Annotated in this window: 18 protein-coding genes; 7 read left to right on the forward strand and 11 right to left on the reverse strand. The window is 70.5% G+C overall.

All coding sequences use genetic code 11. The annotated features are described in order from the left end of the window. Positions 1-26 precede the first annotated feature (26 nt). The 5 genes from SGFS_RS18745 to dxr all read right to left on the reverse strand — a co-directional run bounded on the left by SGFS_RS18745 (position 27) and on the right by dxr (position 5,744). Positions 27-563: a GNAT family N-acetyltransferase gene (locus SGFS_RS18745; protein ID WP_286251750.1), complete on the reverse strand. Its 537-nt coding sequence runs from the start codon at positions 561-563 to the stop codon at positions 27-29. A 121-nt stretch (positions 564-684) separates the two neighbouring features. Continuing rightward, entirely contained in the window at positions 685-1,539 is an 855-nt protein-coding gene (locus tag SGFS_RS18750; RefSeq protein WP_286251752.1) for a GNAT family N-acetyltransferase, read from the reverse strand. Positions 1,540-1,742: 203 nt separating this feature from the next. Beyond that, a complete protein-coding gene (gene ispG, locus SGFS_RS18755; RefSeq protein WP_286251753.1) occupies positions 1,743-2,900 on the reverse strand; it encodes a flavodoxin-dependent (E)-4-hydroxy-3-methylbut-2-enyl-diphosphate synthase in 1,158 nt (385 codons plus the stop codon). A 265-nt stretch (positions 2,901-3,165) separates the two neighbouring features. Beyond that, a complete protein-coding gene (locus SGFS_RS18760) occupies positions 3,166-4,470 on the reverse strand; it encodes a M50 family metallopeptidase (RefSeq protein ID WP_286251754.1) in 1,305 nt (434 codons plus the stop codon). Next, a complete protein-coding gene (gene dxr / locus SGFS_RS18765; protein WP_286251755.1) occupies positions 4,467-5,744 on the reverse strand; it encodes a 1-deoxy-D-xylulose-5-phosphate reductoisomerase in 1,278 nt (425 codons plus the stop codon). Before dxr ends, SGFS_RS18760 begins: the two co-directional genes overlap by 4 nt. A 217-nt stretch (positions 5,745-5,961) precedes the next feature. Between dxr and SGFS_RS18770 the strand changes: the two genes are divergently transcribed. Beyond that, on the forward strand, positions 5,962-6,423 hold the full coding sequence (locus SGFS_RS18770; RefSeq protein WP_434027440.1) for a lamin tail domain-containing protein: 462 nt from the start codon (positions 5,962-5,964) through the stop codon (positions 6,421-6,423). 125 nt (positions 6,424-6,548) lie between these two features. On the opposite strand, the gene SGFS_RS18775 is transcribed toward SGFS_RS18770, so the two are convergent. Further along, a complete protein-coding gene (locus SGFS_RS18775; RefSeq protein WP_286251756.1) occupies positions 6,549-8,489 on the reverse strand; it encodes an acyl-CoA dehydrogenase family protein in 1,941 nt (646 codons plus the stop codon). 494 nt (positions 8,490-8,983) lie between these two features. On the opposite strand from SGFS_RS18775, the gene SGFS_RS18780 reads away from it, so the two are divergent. Next, on the forward strand, positions 8,984-9,997 hold the full coding sequence (locus SGFS_RS18780) for a LacI family DNA-binding transcriptional regulator (RefSeq protein ID WP_286251757.1): 1,014 nt from the start codon (positions 8,984-8,986) through the stop codon (positions 9,995-9,997). Positions 9,998-10,078: 81 nt separating this feature from the next. After that, positions 10,079-12,130 carry a glycoside hydrolase family 31 protein gene (locus tag SGFS_RS18785; RefSeq protein ID WP_286251759.1) on the forward strand — a complete coding sequence of 684 codons (2,052 nt, stop codon included), beginning with the start codon at positions 10,079-10,081 and terminating at the stop codon, positions 12,128-12,130. 107 nt (positions 12,131-12,237) lie between these two features. On the opposite strand, the gene SGFS_RS18790 is transcribed toward SGFS_RS18785, so the two are convergent. After that, complete coding sequence (locus SGFS_RS18790; protein ID WP_286251762.1) at positions 12,238-13,152, reverse strand: helix-turn-helix domain-containing protein; 915 nt, start codon at positions 13,150-13,152, stop codon at positions 12,238-12,240. A 97-nt stretch (positions 13,153-13,249) separates the two neighbouring features. Between SGFS_RS18790 and SGFS_RS18795 the strand changes: the two genes are divergently transcribed. The 4 genes from SGFS_RS18795 (at position 13,250) to SGFS_RS51440 (ending at position 17,185) form a co-directional block, all read left to right on the forward strand. Next, positions 13,250-14,761, forward strand: coding sequence for an alpha/beta hydrolase (locus SGFS_RS18795; protein ID WP_286251763.1), 1,512 nt, complete (start codon positions 13,250-13,252; stop codon positions 14,759-14,761). Between the two features lie 391 nt (positions 14,762-15,152). Continuing rightward, a complete protein-coding gene (locus SGFS_RS18800; RefSeq protein ID WP_286259972.1) occupies positions 15,153-16,199 on the forward strand; it encodes an AI-2E family transporter in 1,047 nt (348 codons plus the stop codon). Positions 16,200-16,262: 63 nt separating this feature from the next. Next, on the forward strand, positions 16,263-16,829 hold the full coding sequence (locus SGFS_RS51435) for a sulfotransferase (protein ID WP_350284005.1): 567 nt from the start codon (positions 16,263-16,265) through the stop codon (positions 16,827-16,829). Next, a complete protein-coding gene (locus tag SGFS_RS51440) occupies positions 16,826-17,185 on the forward strand; it encodes a sulfotransferase (protein ID WP_350284006.1) in 360 nt (119 codons plus the stop codon). The genes SGFS_RS51435 and SGFS_RS51440 overlap by 4 nt, the downstream gene beginning before the upstream one ends. Before the next feature lie 74 nt (positions 17,186-17,259). Here the strand turns inward: SGFS_RS51440 and SGFS_RS18810 are convergent, their stop codons facing one another. From SGFS_RS18810 to SGFS_RS18825, 4 genes are all read right to left on the reverse strand, one after another. Further along, entirely contained in the window at positions 17,260-19,731 is a 2,472-nt protein-coding gene (locus SGFS_RS18810) for a CBM35 domain-containing protein (RefSeq protein WP_286251765.1), read from the reverse strand. Between the two features lie 118 nt (positions 19,732-19,849). Next, positions 19,850-20,680, reverse strand: a complete 831-nt coding sequence (locus SGFS_RS18815) for a carbohydrate ABC transporter permease (RefSeq protein ID WP_286251766.1) — start codon at positions 20,678-20,680, stop codon at positions 19,850-19,852. Continuing rightward, positions 20,677-21,600, reverse strand: coding sequence for a carbohydrate ABC transporter permease (locus SGFS_RS18820; protein ID WP_286251768.1), 924 nt, complete (start codon positions 21,598-21,600; stop codon positions 20,677-20,679). The genes SGFS_RS18815 and SGFS_RS18820 overlap by 4 nt, the downstream gene beginning before the upstream one ends. Before the next feature lie 2 nt (positions 21,601-21,602). After that, a complete protein-coding gene (locus SGFS_RS18825; protein WP_286251770.1) occupies positions 21,603-22,928 on the reverse strand; it encodes an ABC transporter substrate-binding protein in 1,326 nt (441 codons plus the stop codon).

Consider the following 22,928-nt stretch of genomic DNA (forward strand, 5'->3'; position numbering starts at 1 on the left):
TGGAAATCGATTGGCGGGTGGCCTGGTCAGTGGCCGCGGCGGCGCAGGGGCAGGGGGGCGCCCATCACGGCGTACGGCCTCGGGGCGCTGGGGAAGTGGACCTGGCGGGCCAGGTCGACATAACCGAGCGAGTGGTACAGGCCTCGGGCCGGGCTGTCGATGTCGATCGCCGAGAGGATCGAGCGGGGTTCGGTCGCGCTGTCGGTGAGGGTGGTGATCAGCCGGCGGCCGACGCCCCTGTTCTGGTAGACCGGGTGGACGTGCAGTTCGGTGATCACGAAGGAGTCGTCCAGCCAGGCCTCGTGGCCGCCGGCGCGGAGGTAGGGCTCGACGACGGTTGACCACCAGTGGGTGCGGTCGTTGGGCATGCCGTAGACGAAGCCGACGAGTCGGCCTGCGGTGGTGGCGCCGAGGGCGCGGGCGCCGGGGTGTGTCATGTGGCGCAGGACGATCTGGCGGCGTACGGCCACCTCGTCGGGGCCCAGTCCGAAGGCGACGGCTTGGACGGCTAGGGCCTCGTCTACGTGGGCGGAGAGGTCCAAGGGGCCGATGACGAGGTCCATGTCCCGGGAGCCTACAGGGGGGTTCGGGATGTCTGCGGGGTGCGGGCCGGATGTGGCTGGTCGCGCGGTTCCCCGCGCCCCCGAGTCGGCCACTCGCGCCCGCTGACAGGTGTGCGTCCCCTCAGAACAAGACGCTCATGAAGGCGCCGACCTCCTGGAAGCCGACCCTCGTGTACGTCCTTCTCGCAGGCGTGTTGAAGTCGTTCACATAGAGGCTGACCACCGGGGCGACGTCGGCCAGGGCGTAGCGGAGTACCGCTGCCATGCCGGGGGCGGCGATGCCCCGGCCCCGGTACTCGGGGGCCACCCAGACGCCCTGGATCTGGCAGGCCTGGGGGGTCGCGGCGCCGATCTCGGCCTTGAAGACGACGCGGCCGTCGGCGTCGAGGCGGGCGAAGGAGCGGCCGGAGCCGACCAGTTCGGCGACCCTGGCCTGGTAGAGGAGGCCGCCGTCGCCCGCCATTGGCGATACGCCGACCTCCTCGGTGAACATCGCCACGCACGCCGGCATGATCGTCTCCATCTCGTCCTTGCGGACGCGGCGGACGTACGGATCCGGGGTGACGACGGCGGGGTCGGGGAGCCGGTCGGTGACCATCAGCGGCTGGTGGGCGCGGACCTCGCGGGCCGGGCCCCAGCTGGGTTCGAGGAGTCGCCAGAGCAAAGCGGTGGCTTCGACGGGGCCGACGATCGAGGAGCAGCGGCGGCCTGCCCTGCGGGCGCGGTCGGCGAAGGCGCGGACGGCTCGCGGGGTGGCGCAGATGGGGACGAGGTTGGCGCCGGCGTAGCAGAGGGAGGTGAGGGCGCCGTCCTCGTACCAGCCCCATATCTCGCCGCCGAGCCGCCAGGGGTCCAGGCCGGCGACCTGGACGCGAGATGTCACGAAGGCGTTGGTGACGGGCTCGCGGTCCAGGACGGCGAGTGCGGCGTCCAGGTCACTCGGTTCGAGGACCCGGGTTGTGGTCTGGGTCAACACGTGCGGGGGCCTCACCCTGGGGTCTGCGCTGATCTCCGCACTGTACCCTGCGGGGCTTTGCCGGGCGTATGGGAGCTCGGGAGGAGCTGTGCTTCGGCGGGTGCGGGTTCGTCGTGGCTTGTCGCGCCCACGCGGCGGGGCCGCACATCGATACAGCCCCGCGCCCCTCGAGGGGTCTGCGGCCCCTCAAGAAGCGCGAACCCTCAGCCCGCTACCGCCACCGTCGGCTCGCCCGAGGTCACGCCGGCCTTCTCCATCTCCTCGGCGATCTTCATCGCCTCCTCGATGAGGGTCTCGACGATCTTGGACTCGGGGACCGTCTTGATGACCTCGCCCTTGACGAAGATCTGGCCCTTGCCGTTGCCGGAGGCGACGCCGAGGTCGGCTTCGCGGGCCTCGCCCGGGCCGTTCACGACGCAGCCCATGACGGCGACGCGGAGGGGGACCTCCATGCCGGTCAGGCCCGCGGTGACTTCCTCGGCGAGCTTGTAGACGTCGACCTGGGCGCGACCGCAGGACGGGCAGGAGACGATCTCCAGGCCGCGCTGGCGGAGGTTCAGGGATTCGAGGATCTGGGTGCCGACCTTGACCTCTTCGACGGGGGGCGCGCTCAGCGAGACACGGATCGTGTCGCCGATGCCCTCGGCGAGCAGGGCGCCGAAGGCCACCGCCGACTTGATCGTGCCCTGGAACGCCGGGCCCGCCTCCGTGACGCCGAGGTGGAGGGGGTAGTCGCACTGGGCGGCCAGCTGGCGGTAGGCGTTGACCATGACGACGGGGTCGTTGTGCTTGACCGAGATCTTGATGTCGCGGAAGCCGTGCTCCTCGAAGAGGGAGGCCTCCCACAGGGCCGACTCGACGAGCGCCTCGGGGGTCGCCTTGCCGTACTTCTGGAGCAGCCGGCGGTCGAGCGAACCGGCGTTGACGCCGATGCGGATCGGGGTGCCGTGGTCGTTCGCGGCCTGCGCGATCTCCTTGACCTTGTCGTCGAACTGCTTGATGTTGCCGGGGTTCACCCGGACCGCCGCGCAGCCCGCCTCGATGGCGGCGAAGACGTACTTCGGCTGGAAGTGGATGTCCGCGATCACCGGGATCTGCGACTTGCGGGCGATGGTGGCGAGGGCGTCGGCGTCGTCCTGCGTGGGGCAGGCCACGCGCACGATCTGGCAGCCGGACGCCGTCAGCTCGGCGATCTGCTGCAAGGTGGCACCGATGTCCGACGTACGCGTCGTCGTCATCGACTGCACCGACACCGGCGCGTCTCCGCCGACCGCCACGGACCCGACCTGGATCTGCCGGCTCTTGCGGCGCTCGGCGAGCTTGGTCGGAACGGACGGCATGCCGAGAGAAATCGCAGTCATCTGCTGTAACAACCCCAAGTTGTGGATCAGGATCGGGTTTCCCGGAACAAGCGGGCTCCAGGGCTCCGGGCTACGAGATTACGGCACCGGCGCGGGGCCCAGCACTCCCCCACCTCGAATCACGCTCGGCGGGGGGACCCCCATCGGCCCGTAAACCCACCCGTACCCGTAAACCCACCCGTAAGGGAAAGCGGACGCGCGTACGACTTTCCGACATGACGACGGCCGGGCACCAGCGTGCCCGGCCGTCGTGAACTTCTGGTGACTACGAGATGCGCACCGGGTTCACCACGTCCGCGATCAGCACCAGGATCGTGAAGCAGACGAAGATTCCGGCCACGACGTACGCGACGGGCATCAGCTTCGCCACGTCGAACGGGCCGGGGTCCGGGCGGCGCAGCACCTTGGCCGCGTTCCGGCGCAGCGACTCCCACAGGGCGCCCGCGATGTGTCCGCCGTCGAGCGGGAGCAGCGGGAGCATGTTGAACAGGAACAGGGAGAGGTTGAAGCCGGCCAGCAGCATCAGGAACGTGGCGAGCTGCTGCGTGGCGGGGATGTCCATGGTGAAGATCTCGCCGCCGACGCGGGCCGCGCCGACCACGCCCATGGGGGAGTCCGCCTCGCGTTCGCCGTCGCCGAAGGTCGCGTCCCACAGGGCGGGGATCTTGGCGGGCAGGGAGATCAACGACTCGACGCCGTTCTCCATCATGTCGCCCATGCGGTCCACGGACTCGGTGAAGGAGAGCGGGACGATGCCGGCGGCGGGCGTGAAGCCGAGGAAGCCGGCGTAGACGTACTTGCCCTCGACGTAGCCGCCCTGGCCGTCGGTCTTGCTGACCTGGTTCTTGATGAGGGTGGTCGTGAGGTCGAGCTCCTTGCCCTTGCGCTCGACGGTGAGGGTGACCTGCTTGCCGGGGTTGGAGCGGATGTCGGCCTGGAGGGCGGCCCAGTCCTCGACACGTTCGCCGTCGAAGGCGACGATCTTGTCTCCGGCCTTCAGGCCCGCGGCCTTGGCGGGGGTGTCCTCGTCGCCCTTCGCGCACTTCGTGCGCTCCTCGCTGGCCTGGATGACGCAGTCGGAGACCTTGCCGACCGTGGTCGTCTGGGCCTGGGCGCCGAACGTCATCATCACGCCGAGGAAGATCGCGACGGCGAGGACAAGGTTCATGAACGGGCCCGCGAACATCACGATGACGCGCTTCCAGGGCTTGCGCGTGTAGAACATCCGGTTCTCGTCGCCCGGCTTGAGCTCCTCGAACGCGGCGGCGCGGGCGTCCTCGATCATCCCGCGGAACGGGGACGTCGAGCGGGCCTCGATGCGGCCGTCCTGGCCCGGCGGGAACATGCCGATCATGCGGATGAAGCCGCCGAGCGGGATCGCCTTGATGCCGTACTCCGTCTCGCCCTTCTGCCGTGACCAGACGGTCGGGCCGAAGCCCACCATGTACTGGGGCACGCGGATACCGAAGAGCTTGGCGGTGGAGAGGTGGCCCAGCTCGTGCCAGGCGATGGAGATTGCGAGGCCGATCGCGAAGACGACTATGCCGAGGATGAACATCAGGGTCGTCATGCACGGGCCTCCGCGGTCGTCCGCTCGGTGGGTTCGTCGTCTGTCGTACGCGTGAGCTCACGGGCCCGGGCGCGGGCCCAGGTCTCCGCTTCGAGGACGTCGGCCACGGTCAGGGAAGTTCCCGTTCCGGGTGTGCCGTGCTCCTCGACCACGCGGGTCACGGTCTCGATGATCGAGTTGAACTGCAGGCCGCCCTTGAGGAACGCGTCGACGCACTCCTCGTTGGCCGCATTGAACACCGCCGGGGCGGTGCCCGCGAGCTGTCCCACGTGCCGCGCGAGGCCGACCGACGGGAAGGCGTCGTTGTCGAGCGGGAAGAACTCCCAGCTGGAGGCCTTGCTCCAGTCGAAGGCGGGCGCCGCGCCCGGGACCCGCTCCGGCCAGCCGAGGCCGATGGCGATGGGGCCGCGCATGTCGGGGGGCGTCGCCTGCGCCATCGTCGATCCGTCCGTGAACTCAACCATCGAGTGGACATACGACTGGGGGTGCACGACGACCTCAATGCGGTCGAAGGGAATGTCGTAGAGGAGGTGTGCCTCGATGACTTCCAGGCCCTTGTTGACGAGGGTCGCGGAGTTGATCGTGATGACCGGGCCCATGGCCCAGGTGGGGTGCGCGAGCGCGTCGGCGGGCGTCACATCGGCCAGCTCCGCCTTCGTACGGCCGCGGAACGGGCCCCCGGAGGCGGTCACGACCAGCTTGCGCACGTCGGCCCGGGTGCCCGAGGCGAGGGCCTGGAAGAGGGCGGCGTGCTCGGAGTCGACCGGGATGATCTGGCCCGGCTTGGCCAGCGCCTTCACCAACGGGCCGCCGACGATGAGCGACTCCTTGTTGGCGAGCGCGAGGGTGCGGCCCGCCTCCAGGGCGGCGAGGGTGGGGGCCAGGCCGATGGAGCCGGTGATGCCGTTGAGCACCGTGTGGCAGTCGGAGGCGGCGAGCTCTGTGGCCGCGTCGGGTCCCGCGAGGATCTCGGGAAGGGGCTCCCCGGCCCCGTACGCGGCGGTCAGGGCCTCACGCAGTGCCGGGGCGGTGTCCTCCCGGGCGACGGCGACGGTCCGTACCCGCAGGCGGTGCGCCTGCTCGGCGAGCAGTTCCACCCTCCCCCCGGCGGCGGAGAGCCCGGTGACGCGGAAGCGGTCCGGGTTGCGCAGGACGAGGTCGATGGCCTGGGTGCCGATCGAGCCGGTCGATCCGAGGATCACCACATCCCGTACGCCCTCGACGGGGTCGAAGACGAGATGCGGGTCGGCGAGGGGGGCGGGACTGTCGCTCATCCCTCCATTGTTGCCGCATCCGGTGTCCGGCAGGACCACGCGTCCCCCCGTTGACCCACTTCGTGCCGTGTGTGGTTGACGAGGGCATTTCTCCGTTTGTGAAGCACGGGTGAAGAGGGAGGTGGTATGACTTCTCCCCTGAACCGGTCCGATAGTCGGATCAACCGATCGTCGGTGGTTGAGGACGATCGTGAACGAGGATCCTGGGGGGATCTGCATGCCCTTGCGCATACGCGCCCGCGCCGCCCTGCCCGCGCTCGCCGGAGCCGTGGCCCTCACCGGCACCCTGCTGAGCAGCCCCGCCGGGGCCGCCGGCGGCGTGATCATCTACCGGGTCTACTTCGACACCCCGGGCAAGGACACGCGGACGAACGCGGCCTACAACGGCGAGTGGGTTCAGATCAAGAACACGAGCTCGAAGGCGATCTCGCTGAAGGGCTGGGTGCTCAAGGACCCCGACAACCACAAGTACACGTTCCTCGACGTGAAGATCGGGGCGGGCAAGTACATCAAGGTCCGCACGGGGTCGGGCACCGACACCGCCGCGACCAAGTACCAGAACCGCAGGGCCTACGTGTGGAACAACACCAGTGACACGGCGACGCTGCTGAAGGCGAGCGGGTCGAAGGTGGACTCCTGTTCCTGGAGCACGCGGGACGGCAGCGACAAGTACTGCTGACGCTTCGCCGGGGGGCCGTGTTTCGGCTGCGGGTCGGTCGGGGCCGGTCGCGCCCACGTGGCGGAGCCGTATGCCGACGCAGCCCCGCGCCCCCGAGTTGCATGGAGGCGCGGGGAACTGTGAAGTCACCGGATGCGGCGGTGGACGTTCTCCTTCTCGCTCCGGCCCGGGGTCGCGTCGGCGATCCACGGGCCCTCGCCCGACGGGTCGATCACGCCCTCCTCCAGCCATTCGTACACTCCCCCGAGCACGCCCTTGACCACCTTGCGGTCGAGGTCGTCGGTGTTGCTCCAGAGGCGGCCGAAGAGTTCCTCGACCCGTAGGCGTGACTGGCGGCAGAAGGCGTCGGCCAGTTGGTAGGCCTCACGGCCGTGGTCGGTGGTGGTGCGGAGCAGTTCCGCGCGCACCACGGCCGCGCTCATCGCGAAGAGTTCGGCGCCGATGTCGACGATCCGGCCCAGGAAGCCCTGCTTGGTCTCCATACGGCCCTGCCAGCGGGACATGGCGTAGAAGGTCGAGCGGGCTAGCTTGCGGGCGTTCCGTTCGACGTAGCGCAGATGGGCGGAGAGGTCGGGGTGGCCTGCGGGGTGGAAGTCGCCGTACGAGCGTGGGAGCTGGCCCGGGCCCGCGACGAGTTTCGGCAGCCACCTGGCGTAGAAGACGCCCGCGTTCGCGCCCGCCCTCGCCTTGTCGGACAGGGATTTCTCGGGGTCGATGAGGTCGCCGGCCACGGAGAGGTGGGCGTCGACGGCCTCGCGGGCGATCAGCAGGTGCATGATCTCCGTGGAGCCCTCGAAGATCCGGTTGATGCGCAGGTCGCGCAGCATCTGCTCGGCGGGGACGGCCCGTTCGCCACGGGCCCGCAGGGAGTCGGCGGTCTCGAAGCCGCGACCGCCGCGGATCTGGACCAGTTCGTCGGCCATGCGCCAGCCCCACTCGGAGGCGAAGAGCTTGGCCAGGGCGCCCTCGATGCGGATGTCGTTGCGGTCCTCGTCGGCCATCTGGCTGGAGAGGTCCAGTACGGCCTCCAGGGCGAAGGTCGTCGCCGCGATGAAGCTGATCTTCGCGCCGACCGCCTCGTGGTGGGCGACCGGCTTGCCCCACTGCTCACGGGCCGCCGACCACTCGCGGGCGATCTTCAGACACCACTTCCCGGCGGCCACGCAGGACGCGGGCAGGGACAGCCGGCCGGTGTTGAGGGTGGTGAGGGCGATCTTCAGGCCCGCGCCCTCGGGGCCGATGCGGTTCGCGGCGGGGACCCGGACCTGGTGGAAACGGGTGACGCCGTTCTCGATGCCGCGCAGACCCATGAAGGCGTTGCGGTTCTCGACGGTGATGCCGGGCGAGTCGCTCTCCACGACGAAGGCGGTGATGCCGCCCTTGTGGCCCTCGCTCTTCGGGACGCGGGCCATCACGACCAGCAGGTCCGCGACCACGCCGTTCGTCGTCCACAGTTTCACCCCGTCGAGGACGTAGTCGTCCCCGTCGGGCACCGCGCTCGTCGCGAGGCGGGCCGGGTCGGAGCCGACGTCCGGCTCGGTGAGGAGGAAGGCGCTGATGTCCGTGCGGGCGCAGCGCGGCAGGAACTCTTCCTTCTGTTCGGGGGTGCCGAACAGCTTCAGCGGCTGGGGTGCGCCGATCGACTGGTGCGCAGAGAGCAGCACGCCGATCGCCGGGCTTGCCGAGCCGACCAGGGCCAGCGCCTTGTTGTAGTACACCTGGGTGAGGCCGAGACCGCCGTACTTGGGGTCGATCTTCATGCCGAGGGCGCCGAGTTCCTTGAGGCCGTTGACGACCTCGTCGGGGATCCGGGCCTCGCGCTCGATCAGGGCGCCGTCGACCTTCGTCTCGCAGAAGGCGCGGAGCTTGGTCAGGAACTGCTCTCCGCGCCGTACGGCCTCGTCGGTGGGGAGCGGGTGGGGATGGATGAGGTCTAGGCGGAACCGGCCCAGGAACAGTTCCTTGGCGAAGCTGGGCTTGCGCCAGTCCTGCTCACGGGCGGCTTCCGCCACCTGGCGGGCCTCACGTTCGGTGACGCCGGGCTTCTTGAGGGGTGGTGCGGACATGAGGCTCACCTCGCCGCGAATCGGGGTCTTGGACCACATCGGTTACCGATGGGTGCTACTCGATCGTTGGTACCCGATCCCGGGCGAGGTGGCCACCCCACGCGCGTCCGTTCAGCCGAAGCCGGGGCCTTCCCGGCCATCGCCGCGGCGACGGGGGCGCCGACCGCCGGAGCGGTGACGTACGGGAGCGGGTCGCCGCCAAACGAGGAGAAGGCCGCCGTCGGGTTCTAAGCTGAGACGCGGGGCAGCTTTCAAGCCAAGGGCGCACCCGACAGGGGCGCGGGGAACTGCGCGACCAGCCCCCACGCACCCGCGCTCGCCGACGAACCGGACACCCCCACCCCCACAGGCGTCGCGTTCCCCAGAGCGGCGTCGAAGCGCTTCGACAACCTATGGACACCCAACCAGCGCCGAGCTACTGTCGAGCCACCCTCACTCGACCTTGTTCACAGAACGCGCGCTGTCGAAGCGCTTAAACACGCTTGGAGAGCTGGATGGTCACCCTCGCCGAGGTCGCCACGCACGCCGGAGTCTCGGCGAGCACGGTGAGCTATGTCCTCAGCGGCAAGCGGTCCATCTCCGCGGGCACCCGGCAGCGGGTCGAGCGGAGCATCCAGGAGCTCGGCTACCACCCGAACGCGGGCGCCCGGGCCCTGGCGAGCAACAAGTCGAACATCATCGCCCTGATGGTCCCGCTCCGTACCGACATGTACGTACCCGTGATGATGGAGATCGCCATCGCGGTCGCCACCACGGCCCGTACGCACGGCTACGACGTGCTGCTGCTCACCGGCGAGGAGGGTCCCGACGCGGTGCGCCGCGTCACCGGCAGCGGGCTCGCCGACGCGATGATCCTGATGGACGTCGAGATGGACGACGAGCGGCTGCCGTTGCTGCGCGGCACCGACCAGCCGTCCGTGCTCATCGGACTGCCCGCCGACACCAGCGGCCTGACCTGCGTGGATCTCGACTTCGCGGCGACGGGCGCGCTGTGCGTGGAGCATCTGGCGACGCTCGGCCACCGGGACATCGCGGTGATCGGCGAGGCCCCCGGGGTGTACGAGCGGCACACCGGGTTCGCCGAGCGCACCCTGGAGGGACTCCGCTCCCGGGCTCGGGAGCTGGGGCTGCGGGTGCTGCACCGGCCGTGCGAGGGCGGGTACGACGCGATGACCCTGACCCTGGCCCGGATCTTCGACGAGCGGCCGGACACCACGGGGTTCGTGGTGCAGAACGAGTCCGCCGTCGAGCCGCTGCTCGCGCTGCTGCGCCGGCAGAGCCGGGCCGTGCCCGAGGACGTCTCCGTGATCGCCGTCTGCCCGGACCAGGTCGCCGTGCAGGCCTCGGTGCGGCTGACGTCCGTCGCCATCCCGGCCCAGGAGATGGGCCGGCGGGCCGTCGAGCAGCTGGTCGCCAAGCTGGACGGCCGGGACACGGACGAGGTGGTGCTGCTCGCCCCCGAGTTGACGATCCGCGCGAGCACGGGCCCGGTGTCCACGCTCTCCTGACCACCCGCGCTCATCCGGTCCGCCCCTCCCCTCGCTTCCCTTCCTCGGCACCCCATGTCCGCTCTCCTCCAGGAGCCCCTCGTGAATCAGCCTGCCGAATCCCACCCCCAGCCGGGCGCGGTCAGCCTCGCCCAGTCCTCCCCCACCGTCGGCACGTTCCGTGAGCGGGACGGTGCCCTGGAGTGGAGCGGACGCCAGGAGACCCTGCGGATCGAGCCCTGGGGGCCGGACGCGGTCCGGGTCCGCGCCCGCCTGGGCGGCCCGATCCTCCAGGGGCTGCCGGGCGCCCTGCTCGACACCCCGGACAGCACCGCGAGCACCGTCAAGATCGAGGGCGGGGAGGGCCGGCTGACCGTCGGCGCACTCACCGTCGAGGTCAGCGCCGAGGGCCTCGTCCGGTACACGCGCACGGACGACGGGGTCGAGCTGCTGTCCGAGGCACGTGCCCACTTCTGGTGGCCGGGCTCGCGCCTGTACACCGCCGTCGGCAACGGCCACCACCGGCTGGAGCAGCGGTTCGCCGCGTACGACGGCGAGAAGCTGTACGGCCTGGGTCAGCACCAGCACGGGCGGCTCGACCAGAAGGGGCTGGTCCTCGACCTGGTGCAGCGCAACGCGGAGGTCGGCATCCCGGTGCTCACCTCCAGCCGCGGCTACACCCTCCTGTGGAACAACCCGGCGATCGGCCGTGTCGAGCTGGCGGGCAACGGCACGCGCTGGGTCGCCGACTCCGCCCGGCAGATCGACTACTGGATCACCGCGGGCGCCCCGGCCGACGCGCAGCGCCGTTACAGCGCGGCGACGGGCCGTACGCCGATGCTGCCGGAGTGGGCGGCCGGCTTCTGGCAGTGCAAGCTGCGCTACCGCACGCAGGACGAACTCCTCGCCGTGGCACGGGAGTACAAGCGGCGGGGCCTGCCCATCGACGTCATCGTCTGCGACTTCTTCCACTGGACGCATCTGGGCGAGTGGAAGTTCGATCTGAACGAGTGGCCCGACCCCGCGGCCATGGTCCGCGAGCTGGCCGAGCTGGGCATCAAGCTGGTGGTCAGCGTGTGGCCGTCGGTGTCTCCGCTCTCCGAGAACCACGGGCCCATGGAGCAGCGCGGCTACTTCATCGGCACGCAGTACGGCCCGATGGCGCACGCCGACTGGCCGGACAAGGAGGTCGCGTCGACGGTCCAGGTGGCCTTCTACGACGCGACGAACCCCGACGCGCGCGACTTCGTGTGGTCGCGGGTGAAGGAGAACTACCTGGAGCCGTACGGCATCAAGGCGTTCTGGCTGGACGCGTGCGAGCCGGAGATCAAGCCGGGGTTCCAGGAGAACCTGCGCTACTGGACGGGTCCCGGTCTGGAGGTCGGCAACATCTACCCGGCCGAGAACGCCCGCACCTTCTACGAGGGGCTGCGGGCGTCCGGCGAGGACGAGATCATCACCCTCAACCGCTCGGCCTGGGCGGGCAGTCAGCGCTACGGCGCCGCGCTGTGGTCCGGTGACATCGGTACCGACTTCACGGCGCTGCGTGAGCAGATCGCGGCGGGGCTCAACACGGCGTTGTCCGGCATCCCCTGGTGGAACACCGACATCGGCGGCTTCCACGGCGGGAACCCGGACGATCCGGCGTACCGCGAGGTGATGGTCCGGTGGTTCCAGTTCGGCGCCTTCTCGCCGCTGATGAGGCTGCACGGGTTCCGTGAGCCCGGGATGCCGCTGGGGCCGGACATGACCGGTGGGCCCAACGAGGTCTGGTCGTACGGGGAGGAGGCCGGGGCCGTTCTGGAGCGGTACCTGCGGCTGCGGGAGCGGCTGAAGCCGTATGTGCTGACGGTCATGCGGGAGGCCCATGAGGAGGGGCTGCCGGTGATGCGGCCGCTGTTCCTGGAGTTCCCCGAGGACGAGCGGGCCTGGGCGGTCGACGACGCGTACCTGTTCGGGCGGGATGTCTTGGTCGCGCCTGTGTTGGAGGCGGGGGCTCGGAGCTGGACGACGTATCTTCCGGTGGGGGCGCGTTGGACGGACGCGTGGACGGGTGAGTCGTACGAGGGGGGTGCGTCCGTCACTGTCGACGCGCCGCTGGACCGTATCCCGCTGTTCCTGCGGGACGGGGCGTCCTTGCCGATCGCGGAGTAGGCACCCGGGGGTGCGGCTGGGCGGGGCGGGGTTCCGCGGCTCGGCGGTCACGAGGTGCCGCTGCGCCCACCCGTGCCGCCCCAGCGGCACGACTGCCCGCAGCTACGTCATGAGGCGGTCTGTGCGGTCAGGGCCGTGTGGAGCCACTCCTGGGCCGCGCCCAAGGTGGGGGTGTGGGGCTCCGCCAGGTCGCCGGCCAGTTGCCAGTAGTGGTCCATCACCGGGTGGGCGGCGGCGTCGAGGCGCGACCGCAGCGTACGGCGGAACTCGGGGGTGTCCCTGACCCCGTGGGCGTGGGCGTAGGCCGAGACGAAGCAGTCGAGTGCCTCGCCCTCGTGCGGGGCGCGGCCCGTCGTCAGGGCCGGGGCCGCCAGCTCGTACGCCTCCCCGAGGCCGTCGTAGAGGACGGTCGCGCGGTACTCCGTGTCGCGTTCCGGGGGCGGCGGCCGCCAGTCGTCGCCCGGCGGGCAGGGCATCGTGACGAGCGCGTGCAGCCGGGCGAAGGCCAGCACCTGGGCCGGGGTGGGGTCGGCGGGCGGCTGCGGCACGGCGGCGTCGAGGATCCATGAGACCTGGCGGGCCGGCAGCCGCAGGGGCAGTACCCGGCGCCAGAAGCGGGCCAGGGCCGTCGTGTCCGGCGGCGCCGTGATCGCGCCGACCAGGCGCAGCCGGTCGGCCCGCTCCTCCGCCGTGCAGTCACGCACCAGACGCAGGGCCGCCTGGCGCCAGCGCAGGGCCGCGAGTTGGGAGCCGAGCTGCCGCAACTGGCCCGCTATGACGTCGTCCAGCGTGTCCTCCTCGCCCAGGACGCGGTCGATGTCGCCGACCGGCAGGTCCAGCGTGCGCAACGAGCGGATCAGGCGGAGCCTGTCGATGGCCTCGGGGCCGTACCGGCGGTGGCCTCCGGCGCTGCGGGCGGCCTCGGGCAGCAGGCCGCGGTCGGAGTAGAAGCGGACGGTCTTCACGGTGACGCCCGCGTGCTCGGCGAGCTCCCCGATGCTCCACAACCCGTCTGCGGACACGACTTGAACCTCCCTCAGGGGGAGTTCCTACCGTACCGGCGAGCGCGGGCGGCCGATCGGGCGGCCCGGGTGGACGGGACTGGCCGAGGAGGGGTTCATGACGGCGTTCGTACTGGTGGCGGGCTGCTTCACCGATGCGAGGATCTGGCACGAAGTGGCCGAAGGGCTGCGGGAGTCGGGGGCCGAGGTGCATCCGGTGACGCTCACCGGCATGGGGGACCGCCGGGAGGAAGCGGGCTCCGGCGTCGATCTGGAGACGCACATCGAGGATGTGCTGCGGGTGCTCGACGGCGTGGCCGCGCCGGAGGCGGTGATCGTCGGCCACGACTACGGCATCCACCCGGTGCTGGGCGCCGCCGACCGCCGACCGGAGCGGATCCGCCGGGTCGTGTATCTGGACGCGGGCATGCCACGGGACGGGGACACGGCCCTGCAGTCGGTGACGGATCAGGAGATCCGGGCGCGGGTGCTGGACCCGGCGGAGGGCGACGGTCCGTTCGTCGCCGCGCCCGCGTCCGCCGAGGAGTGGCGGCGCTGGGGCAGCACCGAGGGGCTCACCGACGAGGCGCTGGCCCGGCTGACCCGGCTCGCCGCGCCGCAGCCGGTGGGCACGCTCACCCGACCGCTCCGGCTCTCCGGCGCGGGCGCGGGACTGCCGAACACCGGAGTCCTGTGCACCGGGAGCGGACTGAACATCGCGCTGATCGAGGACATGGTCGCCACGGGGTTGCCGCAGTTCCAGGTTCTCGCCCGCCCCGAGGTGACCTTCTTCGAACTCGCCACCGGGCACTGGCCGATGCTGTCCTGCCCGGAGGAACTGACGGCCGTGCTGCTCGCGGCGGCGCGGGACGAGGGGCACCGGATCACCGCGACCGCCGAAGTGCCCTCGTACTTGCGGCCCTTCGTGCTGGACGTACCGGAGCGGCCGCGTGAGCGGGTCGGGCGGGTCGACCTGTACCTCCCCGACCGGGCGGTGGCCGATGGGCCTCGGCCCGCCGTGCTGTTCGTGCACGGCGGCCCGGTGCCCGTCGAGCTGCGGCCGACGCCGCGCGACTGGCCGGTCTTCGTCGGGTACGCCGGTCACGCCGCGCGTCTGGGTGTGGTCGGGGCGACCGTCGACCACCGGCTGCACGGCCTCGACGACTACCCGCTCGCCGCCGAGGACGTCGCGGAGGCGGTCGCGCTGCTGCGGGCCGACCCGCGTGTCGACGCCGAGCGCATCGCCGTGTGGTACTTCTCCGGCGGCGGTCTGCTGCTCGCCGACGCGCTCGCCGATCCGCCGTCGTGGCTGAGGTGCGTGGCGGCGTCATATCCCGTCCTCGCGCCGCTGCCCGCCTGGGGTGCCGTCGATCGCCGCTTCCGTCCGGCCGAGGCGGTGGCGGGTGCGGGGCGGCTGCCGCTGGTGCTGACCCGGGCGGGCCTGGAGAACGCGGAGATCGCGGCCACGGTCGAGGAGTTCCTGACCGCCGCGAAGGAGTGCGGGGCCGAGGTCGAGGTGATCGACGTGCCGGAGGGGCGGCACGCGTTCGACACGATCGACGACCCCGAGCGGGTGCGCGACGCCGTGGAGCGGGCCATGCGGAGCGTCGTGGCCCGGCTGCTCGGCTGACCGCGCCGGGCGCCCGGCCGTCCCGCACCGCGCGCGCGGTGACCCTCCGGTGTGCCGGAGGGCGCCAACTCGGGGGCACCCGGGCCCGATCGCGTCGCGGGGCCGGGTCTACGCTATGGCGGCCACGGACAGGCGTGATCTTCAGGAGTGCACCATGAGCAGCCGTACGGGAGACCCCCGCAGAGAGCCTCGCGGGGGACGGCCGGGTCGTCCGGGCGGCCCCACGAGAAGGCCGGTACGCGGGCCGATGCACCGGACGCGTACGACGATACGCAGCGCGGGGGTGCCCCTGGCACCGGCGGTGGCCGGCGAGCCCGCTCCGGTCGTCGCCGGGCAGGGGCCGGGGGCCGTGCCGCCGGGCTTTCTGCCCGGGCCGGCCCGGCACATAGCCGTGTGGAGCGCGCTCACGCTGCTCGTCACCGGTGTGATCTCGGTGGGCGTGTGGCTGTGCATCACGTTCCAGACGGCGGTGACGCCCGTGCTGCTCGCGCTGCTGGGTACGGCGCTGCTCGGGCCGTTCTACCGGCGGCTGGTCGCGATGAAGTTCAACAAGTCCCTTGCCGCCGGGCTCACTTGCGCGGCTGTGGTCCTGGTGATGGGTGGCGCCGGGTACATCGTGGTGTCCGCGCTGATCGACACCGGTAACCAGATCATCGACTCGTTGCGGGACGCGGCGAAGTCGCTGAGCGACGAGTTCGGGCTGGCCGGGACCTCGCTGGACGACCTCGCGAAGAACGCCAAGAGCCTGCTGTCGAAGTTCGGCGGCACCGCGGCCTCCGGGGTGCTCAGCGGGGTCGGTGTCATCAGCGAGTTCGTCGCGACGGCGATCCTGGCGATGCTGTTGATGTTCTTCTTCCTGCGCGACTCGGACAAGGCGGTCGCGTCCCTGCACTCGCTCGCGCCGCGCGGCACCGGTGACACGCTGGAGGTGATGGCCCGGCGCGCCTTCCAGGCCATCGAGGGGTTCATGCGGGGTACGACGCTCATCGCCTTCATCGACGGTGTCTGCATCGCCATCGGTCTGCTGATCCTCCAGGTGCCGGGGGCCATCGGCCTCGGGGCGCTGGTGTTCGTCGGGGCGTACATCCCGTATCTGGGCGCGTTCCTGTCGGGCGCGGTGGCGATCCTCGTCGCGTTCGCGGACCGGGGTCTGGTGACCGCGCTGTGGGCGCTCGGCGTGGTCTTCCTGGTGCAGCTGCTCGAAGGGAACGTGCTCCAGCCGATGATCCACAGCCGGACCGTGCAGATGCACCCGGCGGCGATCCTGCTGGCCCTCACGGCGGGCGCCTCGATCGCCGGCATCCTCGGCATGCTTCTGTCGGTGCCGCTCACGGCGGCGGCGTTCGGTGTGCTGTCGGAGCTGCGGGGGCGGTACGGGGACGGTACGGCCGGGGCGGTACCCGGGGAGAAGGAGGTGGCGGCGCGCGGGGCAGGATGATCACCGGCGCCCCCCACCAGTGGTGCCCGTGACCGCGCCCGCCTTCGGAAAGGAAGCCTCCACGTGTCCTCCACTCCCCTGCCCCTGACGCTGGCCAATCTGTTACTGCGGCCGGCGCTCGGCTCACGGCACGACGCGGACCGGGCCTTCGAGCGGATCGTCGCCAAGGCCGGGCAGGCGGACGGGGACGAGGAGTTCGTCGACGGCTTCCGGTTCCTGCCGCGTGAGTGGGCGGGCGACGAGGGTCTCAGTCCGGTCGGCTGGCAGGCCGCGCAGGCGCACGTCCGCAGGCATCTGACCAACCGGGCCCGGATACGGCGGCTGATCGCCGAGCACCCCGGGATCGAGCGGGAGCCCGTCGAGCGGCCGGTGTTCGTGGTGGGCCTGCCGCGCACCGCCACCACGCTCACCCACAGCGTGCTGTCCCTCTCGGACGACCACCGCTGTCCGCTGCTGTGGGAGCTGATCGCCCCCGGTCTCGAACCCTCCACGCAGCAGCGGAAGAAGGCCGTCACGACGGCCCGCCGGACGCTCGACGCGGCGCACCTCCTCACCCCGCCCCTGCGGGACATCCACCCGATGACGGCCGAGGGCCCCGAGGAGTGCACGTTCCTCCTGCCTAGGGCATGATCACCGGGCGGCGCGAGGTCGATCTCCGCCACCTCGGCGCCACCTGGCTCGACCTGCTGAGCCGCTCGGTGCGGCGGGGTCTCGCGGCCCGGGCCGGCATTCCTCAGGACGCGGTGGTGGACGTGCCGTACTCCTGGCTGGGCTCCGACCCGGCCTCGGGCGCCCCGAAGCTCTACGACGCCGTCGGCGCCCGCTGGACCGACGCCGACGCGGCCCGCCTGCCCGGGGTCGCCACCAAACTCAGGGGCAAGCGCCCCCACCACTACGACCTGGCCCGCTACGGCCTGACGCGCGAGGACGTCGAGTCGGCGTTCACCGAATACAACGCGCTGCGGGCGGATGTCGACGGGGCCTGAGACACGGGAAAGGCCCTCGGTGACCGGTCTTGCGTTCCCGTGGTCGCCGAGGGCCTTCGAGCCGTCTGTGCGTCCTAGCCGACGACCCGGCCCAGCTCGATCCTGTCGATGTTCGGGGCCCATGCGCCCGCGTTGCCGAACGTCACCTTGTTGGCGCCCTTCCTCAGGTCGACCGGGACGCCCACGGTCCAGTAGTCGTCCCAGCTCCAGGTGTTCTTGAAGGTGACCCTGCGCGGCTCGGCGGCCCCGACGGTGATGTCCGCCGTACGGGACATGATGTCGGTGTTGTAGGCGTGGCCGTTGTCGCGGCGGTCGTTGTGGGCGTAGTGGACGACGAGGACGTAGCGGCCGGCCCTGGGCGCGTCCACCGTGAACTCGGCGGTGCTGGTGGGGCTGTTGCCGAGCCATCCGATGTACGAGCCGGCGGAGGCGTACGCCGAGTCGACGAGCTTGGCGCCGCCCGCGAGGACCGCCGAGGCGCCCTCGTAGGAGAGCGTGCCCTTCGCCGAGCCGTCGCCCGAGATGTGCAGGGAGCGGACGGCGGCGTGCTTGGCGGTCACGGCGACGCGGTTGTTGCCTGCGACGAGGTACAGCCGCAGCGGCCGGCTGGGTGCCGCCGCGACCGTCTCGCCGTGCAGTGCGAGCCGCACCGGCGCCGACGCCCGCGACACCACCGTGTAGTAGCCGTCGCGCGGGGCGTACACGTCGAAGACGGCCTTGTCACCGGAGCGCAGGACGAGGGCGCCGGTGCCGACACCGGCCGACGAGGAGTAGTCGTACGACGGCTTCCCGCTGATGTCGGCGAGCGTGGCCTCGTAGGAGGCGGCGGGCGTGGTGGTGCGGGCGGTGAGGTCGATGCGGTCGAGGGTGACCTCGGTGTCGCCCTTGGCGAGGGTCAGCCGGTGGGTGCCCGCCGGGAGTTCGACGGTGACGTCCTTCTTGGCGCGGTAGGTCCAGTTCTCGGTGGACGGGTAGGTGACCGTGACCGGGGCGCCGCCGTCGATCGACAGCTTCTGGGTGGCCGGGGTGCCGGACTGGTTGCCGTACAGGATCGCGAGGTCGTACGTGCCGTCCGCCGGGACGGACACCGTGAACTCGACCTTGCTGCTCGCGGTGTTGAGCGAGCCGACGTCCTTGGTGCCGGAGGCCGCGTAGCCGTTGGCGTTGCTCACCGTGCCCTGGGTGTAGACCTTGCCGTCGGTGATGGCGGCGTCCTCGGCCTCGTAGGAGGCGGACCAGGGGACGGACGCGGCCGACGGGGTGCCGGAGCCGCCGGGGGTGAGGACGATCCGGTAGGCGGACATCTTGTGCAGGCCGCGCAGCGGGACGGTCACCGTGCCGTCGTCCGCGACCTTCACCTTCGTACGGGCGAGGACGCGCGGGGCGGCGTGCTGTCCCTCGTAACCGGTCCAATCGGTTACGGCGACGGTCGCGGTGACCGTACGGCCGAACACGGCCCGGGGGACGTGCTGGATCGCCACGTCCGTGTCCGCCGCGGAGCCACCGAGCAGGACCTGGGCCTGGCGGCGGGAGGTGTCGAGGGAGGCGAGGCCCTGGAGGGTGTCGATGGTGTTCGCCTGCGGCGGGGTCACCTTGACGGTGTCGCCGGTCAGTCCCGCGTACCAGCGGAAGAACCACCAGCCGCCGTTCGGGATGTTGGAGCGGACGACGTTGCCGTCCAGGTTGCCGGCGGCGTCCCAGTAGGCCTGGTTGGCGTACACCTTGTTGCGCTCGAACATCGAGACCCACTGGACGAGCTGGCCGGGGACGGACAGGTCGCGGCGGTTGGCGTACTCGTCGATGTTGATCGTGAGCGGGTCTATCCCCAACTGCCGTTCGATCGCACGGTAATTGTCGTAGTGACCCTGGAAGTCGCGCAGCGAACCCGAGCCCAGCTCGTGCCAGGTCATGATCTGCGGAAGGACGTTCTCGCGCTTGGCGAAGGCGAGGAAGTCGGTGATCAGGCGGGAGTGGTAGCCGGACTCGTTCGGGCCCGCGATGCGCGCGTCCGGGTCGATCGCGCGGATGCGCTGGAAGACCGTCTTCCAGTCCTTGAGGAACCGGTCGCGGTTGGCCTCGTACTTCGACTGGTCGGAGGCGTTGAGGCCGTACCAGATCAGATCGGGTTCGTTGAAGGGGATGTAGACGAAACGGTCGCTGTTCGGGGCGGCCGAGACCTCCTTGGCGATCTTGTCGACCTTGGGGAGGTAGTCCTCGATGCCGAGGTCGTCGTACGGCCACTTGGGATAGATGTCCTGCATCATCACCAGGACCTCGCCGCCGCCGCTGCGGAAGAAGGACTTGGCGACCGTCAGCGCGTCACCGTTGGGGTGCTGGGCGCCGCCCTCCGGCTTCTGCGAGATGCTGGTGATCTTCAGGGGCGCGAGGGCCGCGTCGCTGGGCACGCCGTCGTCGCTGAGTCCGTAGAGCGCCCCGTTGGCTCCGCGCAGCACCGGGCCCTCGGAGGCCGAGAGGTCGACGGTGAGACGCTGTGGATCGGCGGCGGCTGCCGCGGACGATCCGGTGGCGGGGAGGGTGCCTGCCATTGCGGTGACTCCAAGTAGGGCGGTGACCAGGGCGATTCTGGTGCGGGATCTCGTACGTGTGCGGTTGCTGGTACGGGTTCGCGTGCGGGTGGGGGTGATCACTCTGCTGGACCTCCAGTCATTTGACGGCTCCACTGGTGATTCCGGACACGATCTTGCGCTGGCCGACGAGGAACACGGCGACCATCGGCAGGCTCATCACCACGACGTACGCGAAGACGAGATGCCAGTTGTTGAGATAGAGCTGGGCGCTGGCGACCTTGTAGAGGCCCAGCGGGAGCGTGGCCCGCTCGCCGCCGCCAAGCACGAAGAAGGCGTAGAAGATGTCGCTCCAGGCGTAGAGCATCACCATGATCGTCGCGGTGGCGATGACCGGTCTGAGCAGGGGAAGGACGATCCGGACGAAGATCCGGGACGGCTTCGCCCCGTCGATCCGGGCGGCCTCCTCCAGCTCCATCGGGATGGACCGGATGAAGCCGGTCATGAAGAAGATGGAGGTGGAGAGGTACATGCCGGTGTAGACGGCGATCATTCCCGGCCGGGTGCCGGCCAGGCCCAGCTGCCGCAGCTCCATCACGATGGTGATGACGGCGGGCGGCAGCAGCAGTCCGCTGATGCAGAGCGCGTACGCCGCCGAGACCAGCCTGGACCTGCGGCGCGCGAAGACCCAGGCGGCGCCCGCGCCCAGGATCAGCACGAGGACCACCGAGGGGACGACGACGAGCAGGGAGTTGAGGAGGCCGCGCAGCATCTCGCCCTGGCCGACGGCGTCGTCGTAGTTGCTGCCCGGCTGCCAGTGCGCCGGCAGGTCGAGGTTGGGCTTGATGGCCTCCGCCTGCGGTTTGGCGGAGGTGACGAGGACCAGCCAGAGGGGGACGCCGACGGCGAGGCCGGCGAGGAGGAGAACCAGGGCCGGTCGGCCGTACCGCCAGAGGACGGAAGGGCTCACAGGAGCTGCTCCCTTCGCCGCAGGCCCACGACCAGCGGGACCGCCACCGCGACCACCACCAGGAAGAGAACGAGGCTCATCGCGGAGGCCTGGGCGTAAAGGCCCTGTCCGAAGACTCGGAACATGTAGATGTTGAAGACCTCGGTGGAACCCGCGGGCCCGCCGCCCGTCGTGGCCTGCACGATGTCGAAGGTGTTCATCGAGCCGATGAGCGCCGTGGTGACGTTGAAGGTGAGGGCGGGCGCGAGCATCGGCCAGCGCACCGACCAGAACGTCCGCCAGGGCCCGGCGCCGTCCATCCGGGCCGCTTCCAGCATGTCGCCGGGGATGCCCTTCAGCCCCGCCAGATAGATCAGCATCGACAGGCCCATCCACTTCCAGCCGTGGATGAGGGTGACGAGAACGAGTGTCCAGGTCGTCGAGCCCAGCCAGGGGACGTCCGCGCCGAGCACGGAGTTGACGGCGCCGTCCTGGTCGAGGAGGGCCTGGAAGACGTAACCGGTGGCGAGGGCCGAGATCAGCACCGGGAGGAAGAAGACGGCACGGAAGAAGCGGTTGAAGCGGGTGTCGTCCTCCAGCAGCAGCGCCAGCACCAGCCCGAAGCCGTTCTGGAAGAGCGCCGCCAGCAGGGCGTAGAGGAGGGTCGTGCGGATGGCCCGGACGAGGGTGCCGTCGTCGGCGATGGTCCTGAAGTTGTCGAGGCCGGCGAAGGCGATGTCCGGGTGGTACGAGGACCAGTCGGTGAACGGGTAGTAGAAGTTGAGCAGGTTGGGCACCAGGAAGAAGCCCGCGAAGACGACGACCGCGGGGAGCGCGAACCACCAGGGGTGGTGCACGGCGGCGCGCGGGAGCCGTCCGACGGCCTTGGGTGCGCCCGTCACGGCGGGCTGCTTACGTGTACGTACGACCGTGTCCGCCATGGCTAGAAACCGGGCGCGCCCTGGGCCTTGGCCACCTGCGCGAACTGGTCCTGGATGGCCTGGGCGACCTGCTGCGGGCTCTTCTTGTCGTAGAGCATGTCGGCGAGGTACAGGTGCGTGTCGGGGGCGACGATCGCCTTGGCCTGGAAGACGCCGATGGCGGTGGGCAAGGCCGCGACCTGGTCCTTCGACGTCTGCGGGAGCCCCTCCGGAGTGGGTACGGACGGCTGCACGGACGGGATCTTCATCGTCTTGATGTAGTCGGCGTAGTCCGGGCCGAGCCAGAAGGCGAGGAACTGCCGGGCCGCGTTCTGCCGCTTGTCGTCACCGGTCCTGAAGGCGACGACGCCGTTGGTCTGGTCGGGCGAGTACAGGCCGGTGGCCGAGGAGTTGGCGATCGGGAACCAGCCGATCTTCTTGTCGATCTCGGCGGTGGAGTACTTGGCCTGCAGCTGGCTCTGGAAGGAGGTGACGTTGAGGACCATGCCGGCCTCGCCCTTCCACAGCGCGTCGGCCTGCCCGGTGAACGTGCCCGTCCTGTAGTTCTTCTGGGCGAGCCCGGCGTCGAGCAGCTTCTCCTTGTACTTCTTGATCGCGCCGACGACGACCGGGTCGGTCCACTTCTCCTTGTTCTCGTTCAGCCCGGCCCACCACTGCTTGTCGAGGTCCGTGAGCTGGATCTGCATCTGCCACTGCAACGGCCACTTGTCGCCGCCGGCCTCGTAGAAGGCGGCCGCGTCGGTCTTGTCGATGACCTTGTGGCCGAGGGCGAGCAGCTCGTCGTACGACTTGGGGAAGTCCTTCTCGCTCAGCCCGGCCTTCTTGAAGACGTCCTTGTTGTAGTAGACGCCGAGCATGGCGGGGGTGGTGACGATGGCCGCGTACCGCTTGCCGTCGATGACGCCCAGCGACTTCTCCGTGTCGCCCAGCTTGGAGACCCACTCCTCCTTGTCGAGGGTGAGGAGGTTCTGCTTCGGCTGGATGAAGGGGAGCGTGGAGATGGACGGCTGCCAGAACATCAGATCGGGGCGGTCGCCGGAGGCCAGCTTGGTCGGCACGTTCGACTCGTAGGGGTCCGGGACCGCCTGGGTCTCCACCTCGGCACCGGTGGCCTTCTCGAAGGCCTCGACGACCTGCTTGGGCGCGCCCACCGTGTTCTGCGCGGTCCACATCGTCAGCTTCACGCCGTCGAGCCGGGCGGTGGGGTCGACGGCGGTCTGCTTCGCGTCCGAGGCCCCGGAGTCACCGGCGGTGGGGTCACTGCACGCGGTGGCGGCCAGGCCCACAGCGCATATGAGGGCCAGGGCGGGGAGGGCTCTTGTCTTCAT

Source organism: Streptomyces graminofaciens (genome assembly GCF_030294945.1).
GTDB lineage: Bacteria > Actinomycetota > Actinomycetes > Streptomycetales > Streptomycetaceae > Streptomyces > Streptomyces graminofaciens.

Bases quoted from the DNA above. Each gene is read 5' to 3' on its own strand.
- ispG (WP_286251753.1), bottom strand. From the start codon at position 2,900: ATGACTGCGATTTCTCTCGGCATGCCGTCCGTTCCGACCAAGCTCGCC.
- SGFS_RS18795 (WP_286251763.1), top strand. From the start codon at position 13,250: ATGACGGCGTTCGTACTGGTGGCGGGCTGCTTCACCGATGCGAGGATC.
- SGFS_RS18760 (WP_286251754.1), bottom strand. From the start codon at position 4,470: ATGACGACCCTGATGTTCATCCTCGGCATAGTCGTCTTCGCGATCGGC.
- SGFS_RS18820 (WP_286251768.1), bottom strand. From the start codon at position 21,600: ATGGCGGACACGGTCGTACGTACACGTAAGCAGCCCGCCGTGACGGGC.
- SGFS_RS18825 (WP_286251770.1), bottom strand. From the start codon at position 22,928: ATGAAGACAAGAGCCCTCCCCGCCCTGGCCCTCATATGCGCTGTGGGC.
- SGFS_RS18810 (WP_286251765.1), bottom strand. From the start codon at position 19,731: ATGGCAGGCACCCTCCCCGCCACCGGATCGTCCGCGGCAGCCGCCGCC.
- SGFS_RS18780 (WP_286251757.1), top strand. From the start codon at position 8,984: ATGGTCACCCTCGCCGAGGTCGCCACGCACGCCGGAGTCTCGGCGAGC.
- SGFS_RS18745 (WP_286251750.1), bottom strand. From the start codon at position 563: ATGGACCTCGTCATCGGCCCCTTGGACCTCTCCGCCCACGTAGACGAG.
- dxr (WP_286251755.1), bottom strand. From the start codon at position 5,744: ATGAGCGACAGTCCCGCCCCCCTCGCCGACCCGCATCTCGTCTTCGAC.
- SGFS_RS51440 (WP_350284006.1), top strand. From the start codon at position 16,826: ATGATCACCGGGCGGCGCGAGGTCGATCTCCGCCACCTCGGCGCCACC.
- SGFS_RS18770 (WP_434027440.1), top strand. From the start codon at position 5,962: ATGCCCTTGCGCATACGCGCCCGCGCCGCCCTGCCCGCGCTCGCCGGA.
- SGFS_RS18775 (WP_286251756.1), bottom strand. From the start codon at position 8,489: ATGTCCGCACCACCCCTCAAGAAGCCCGGCGTCACCGAACGTGAGGCC.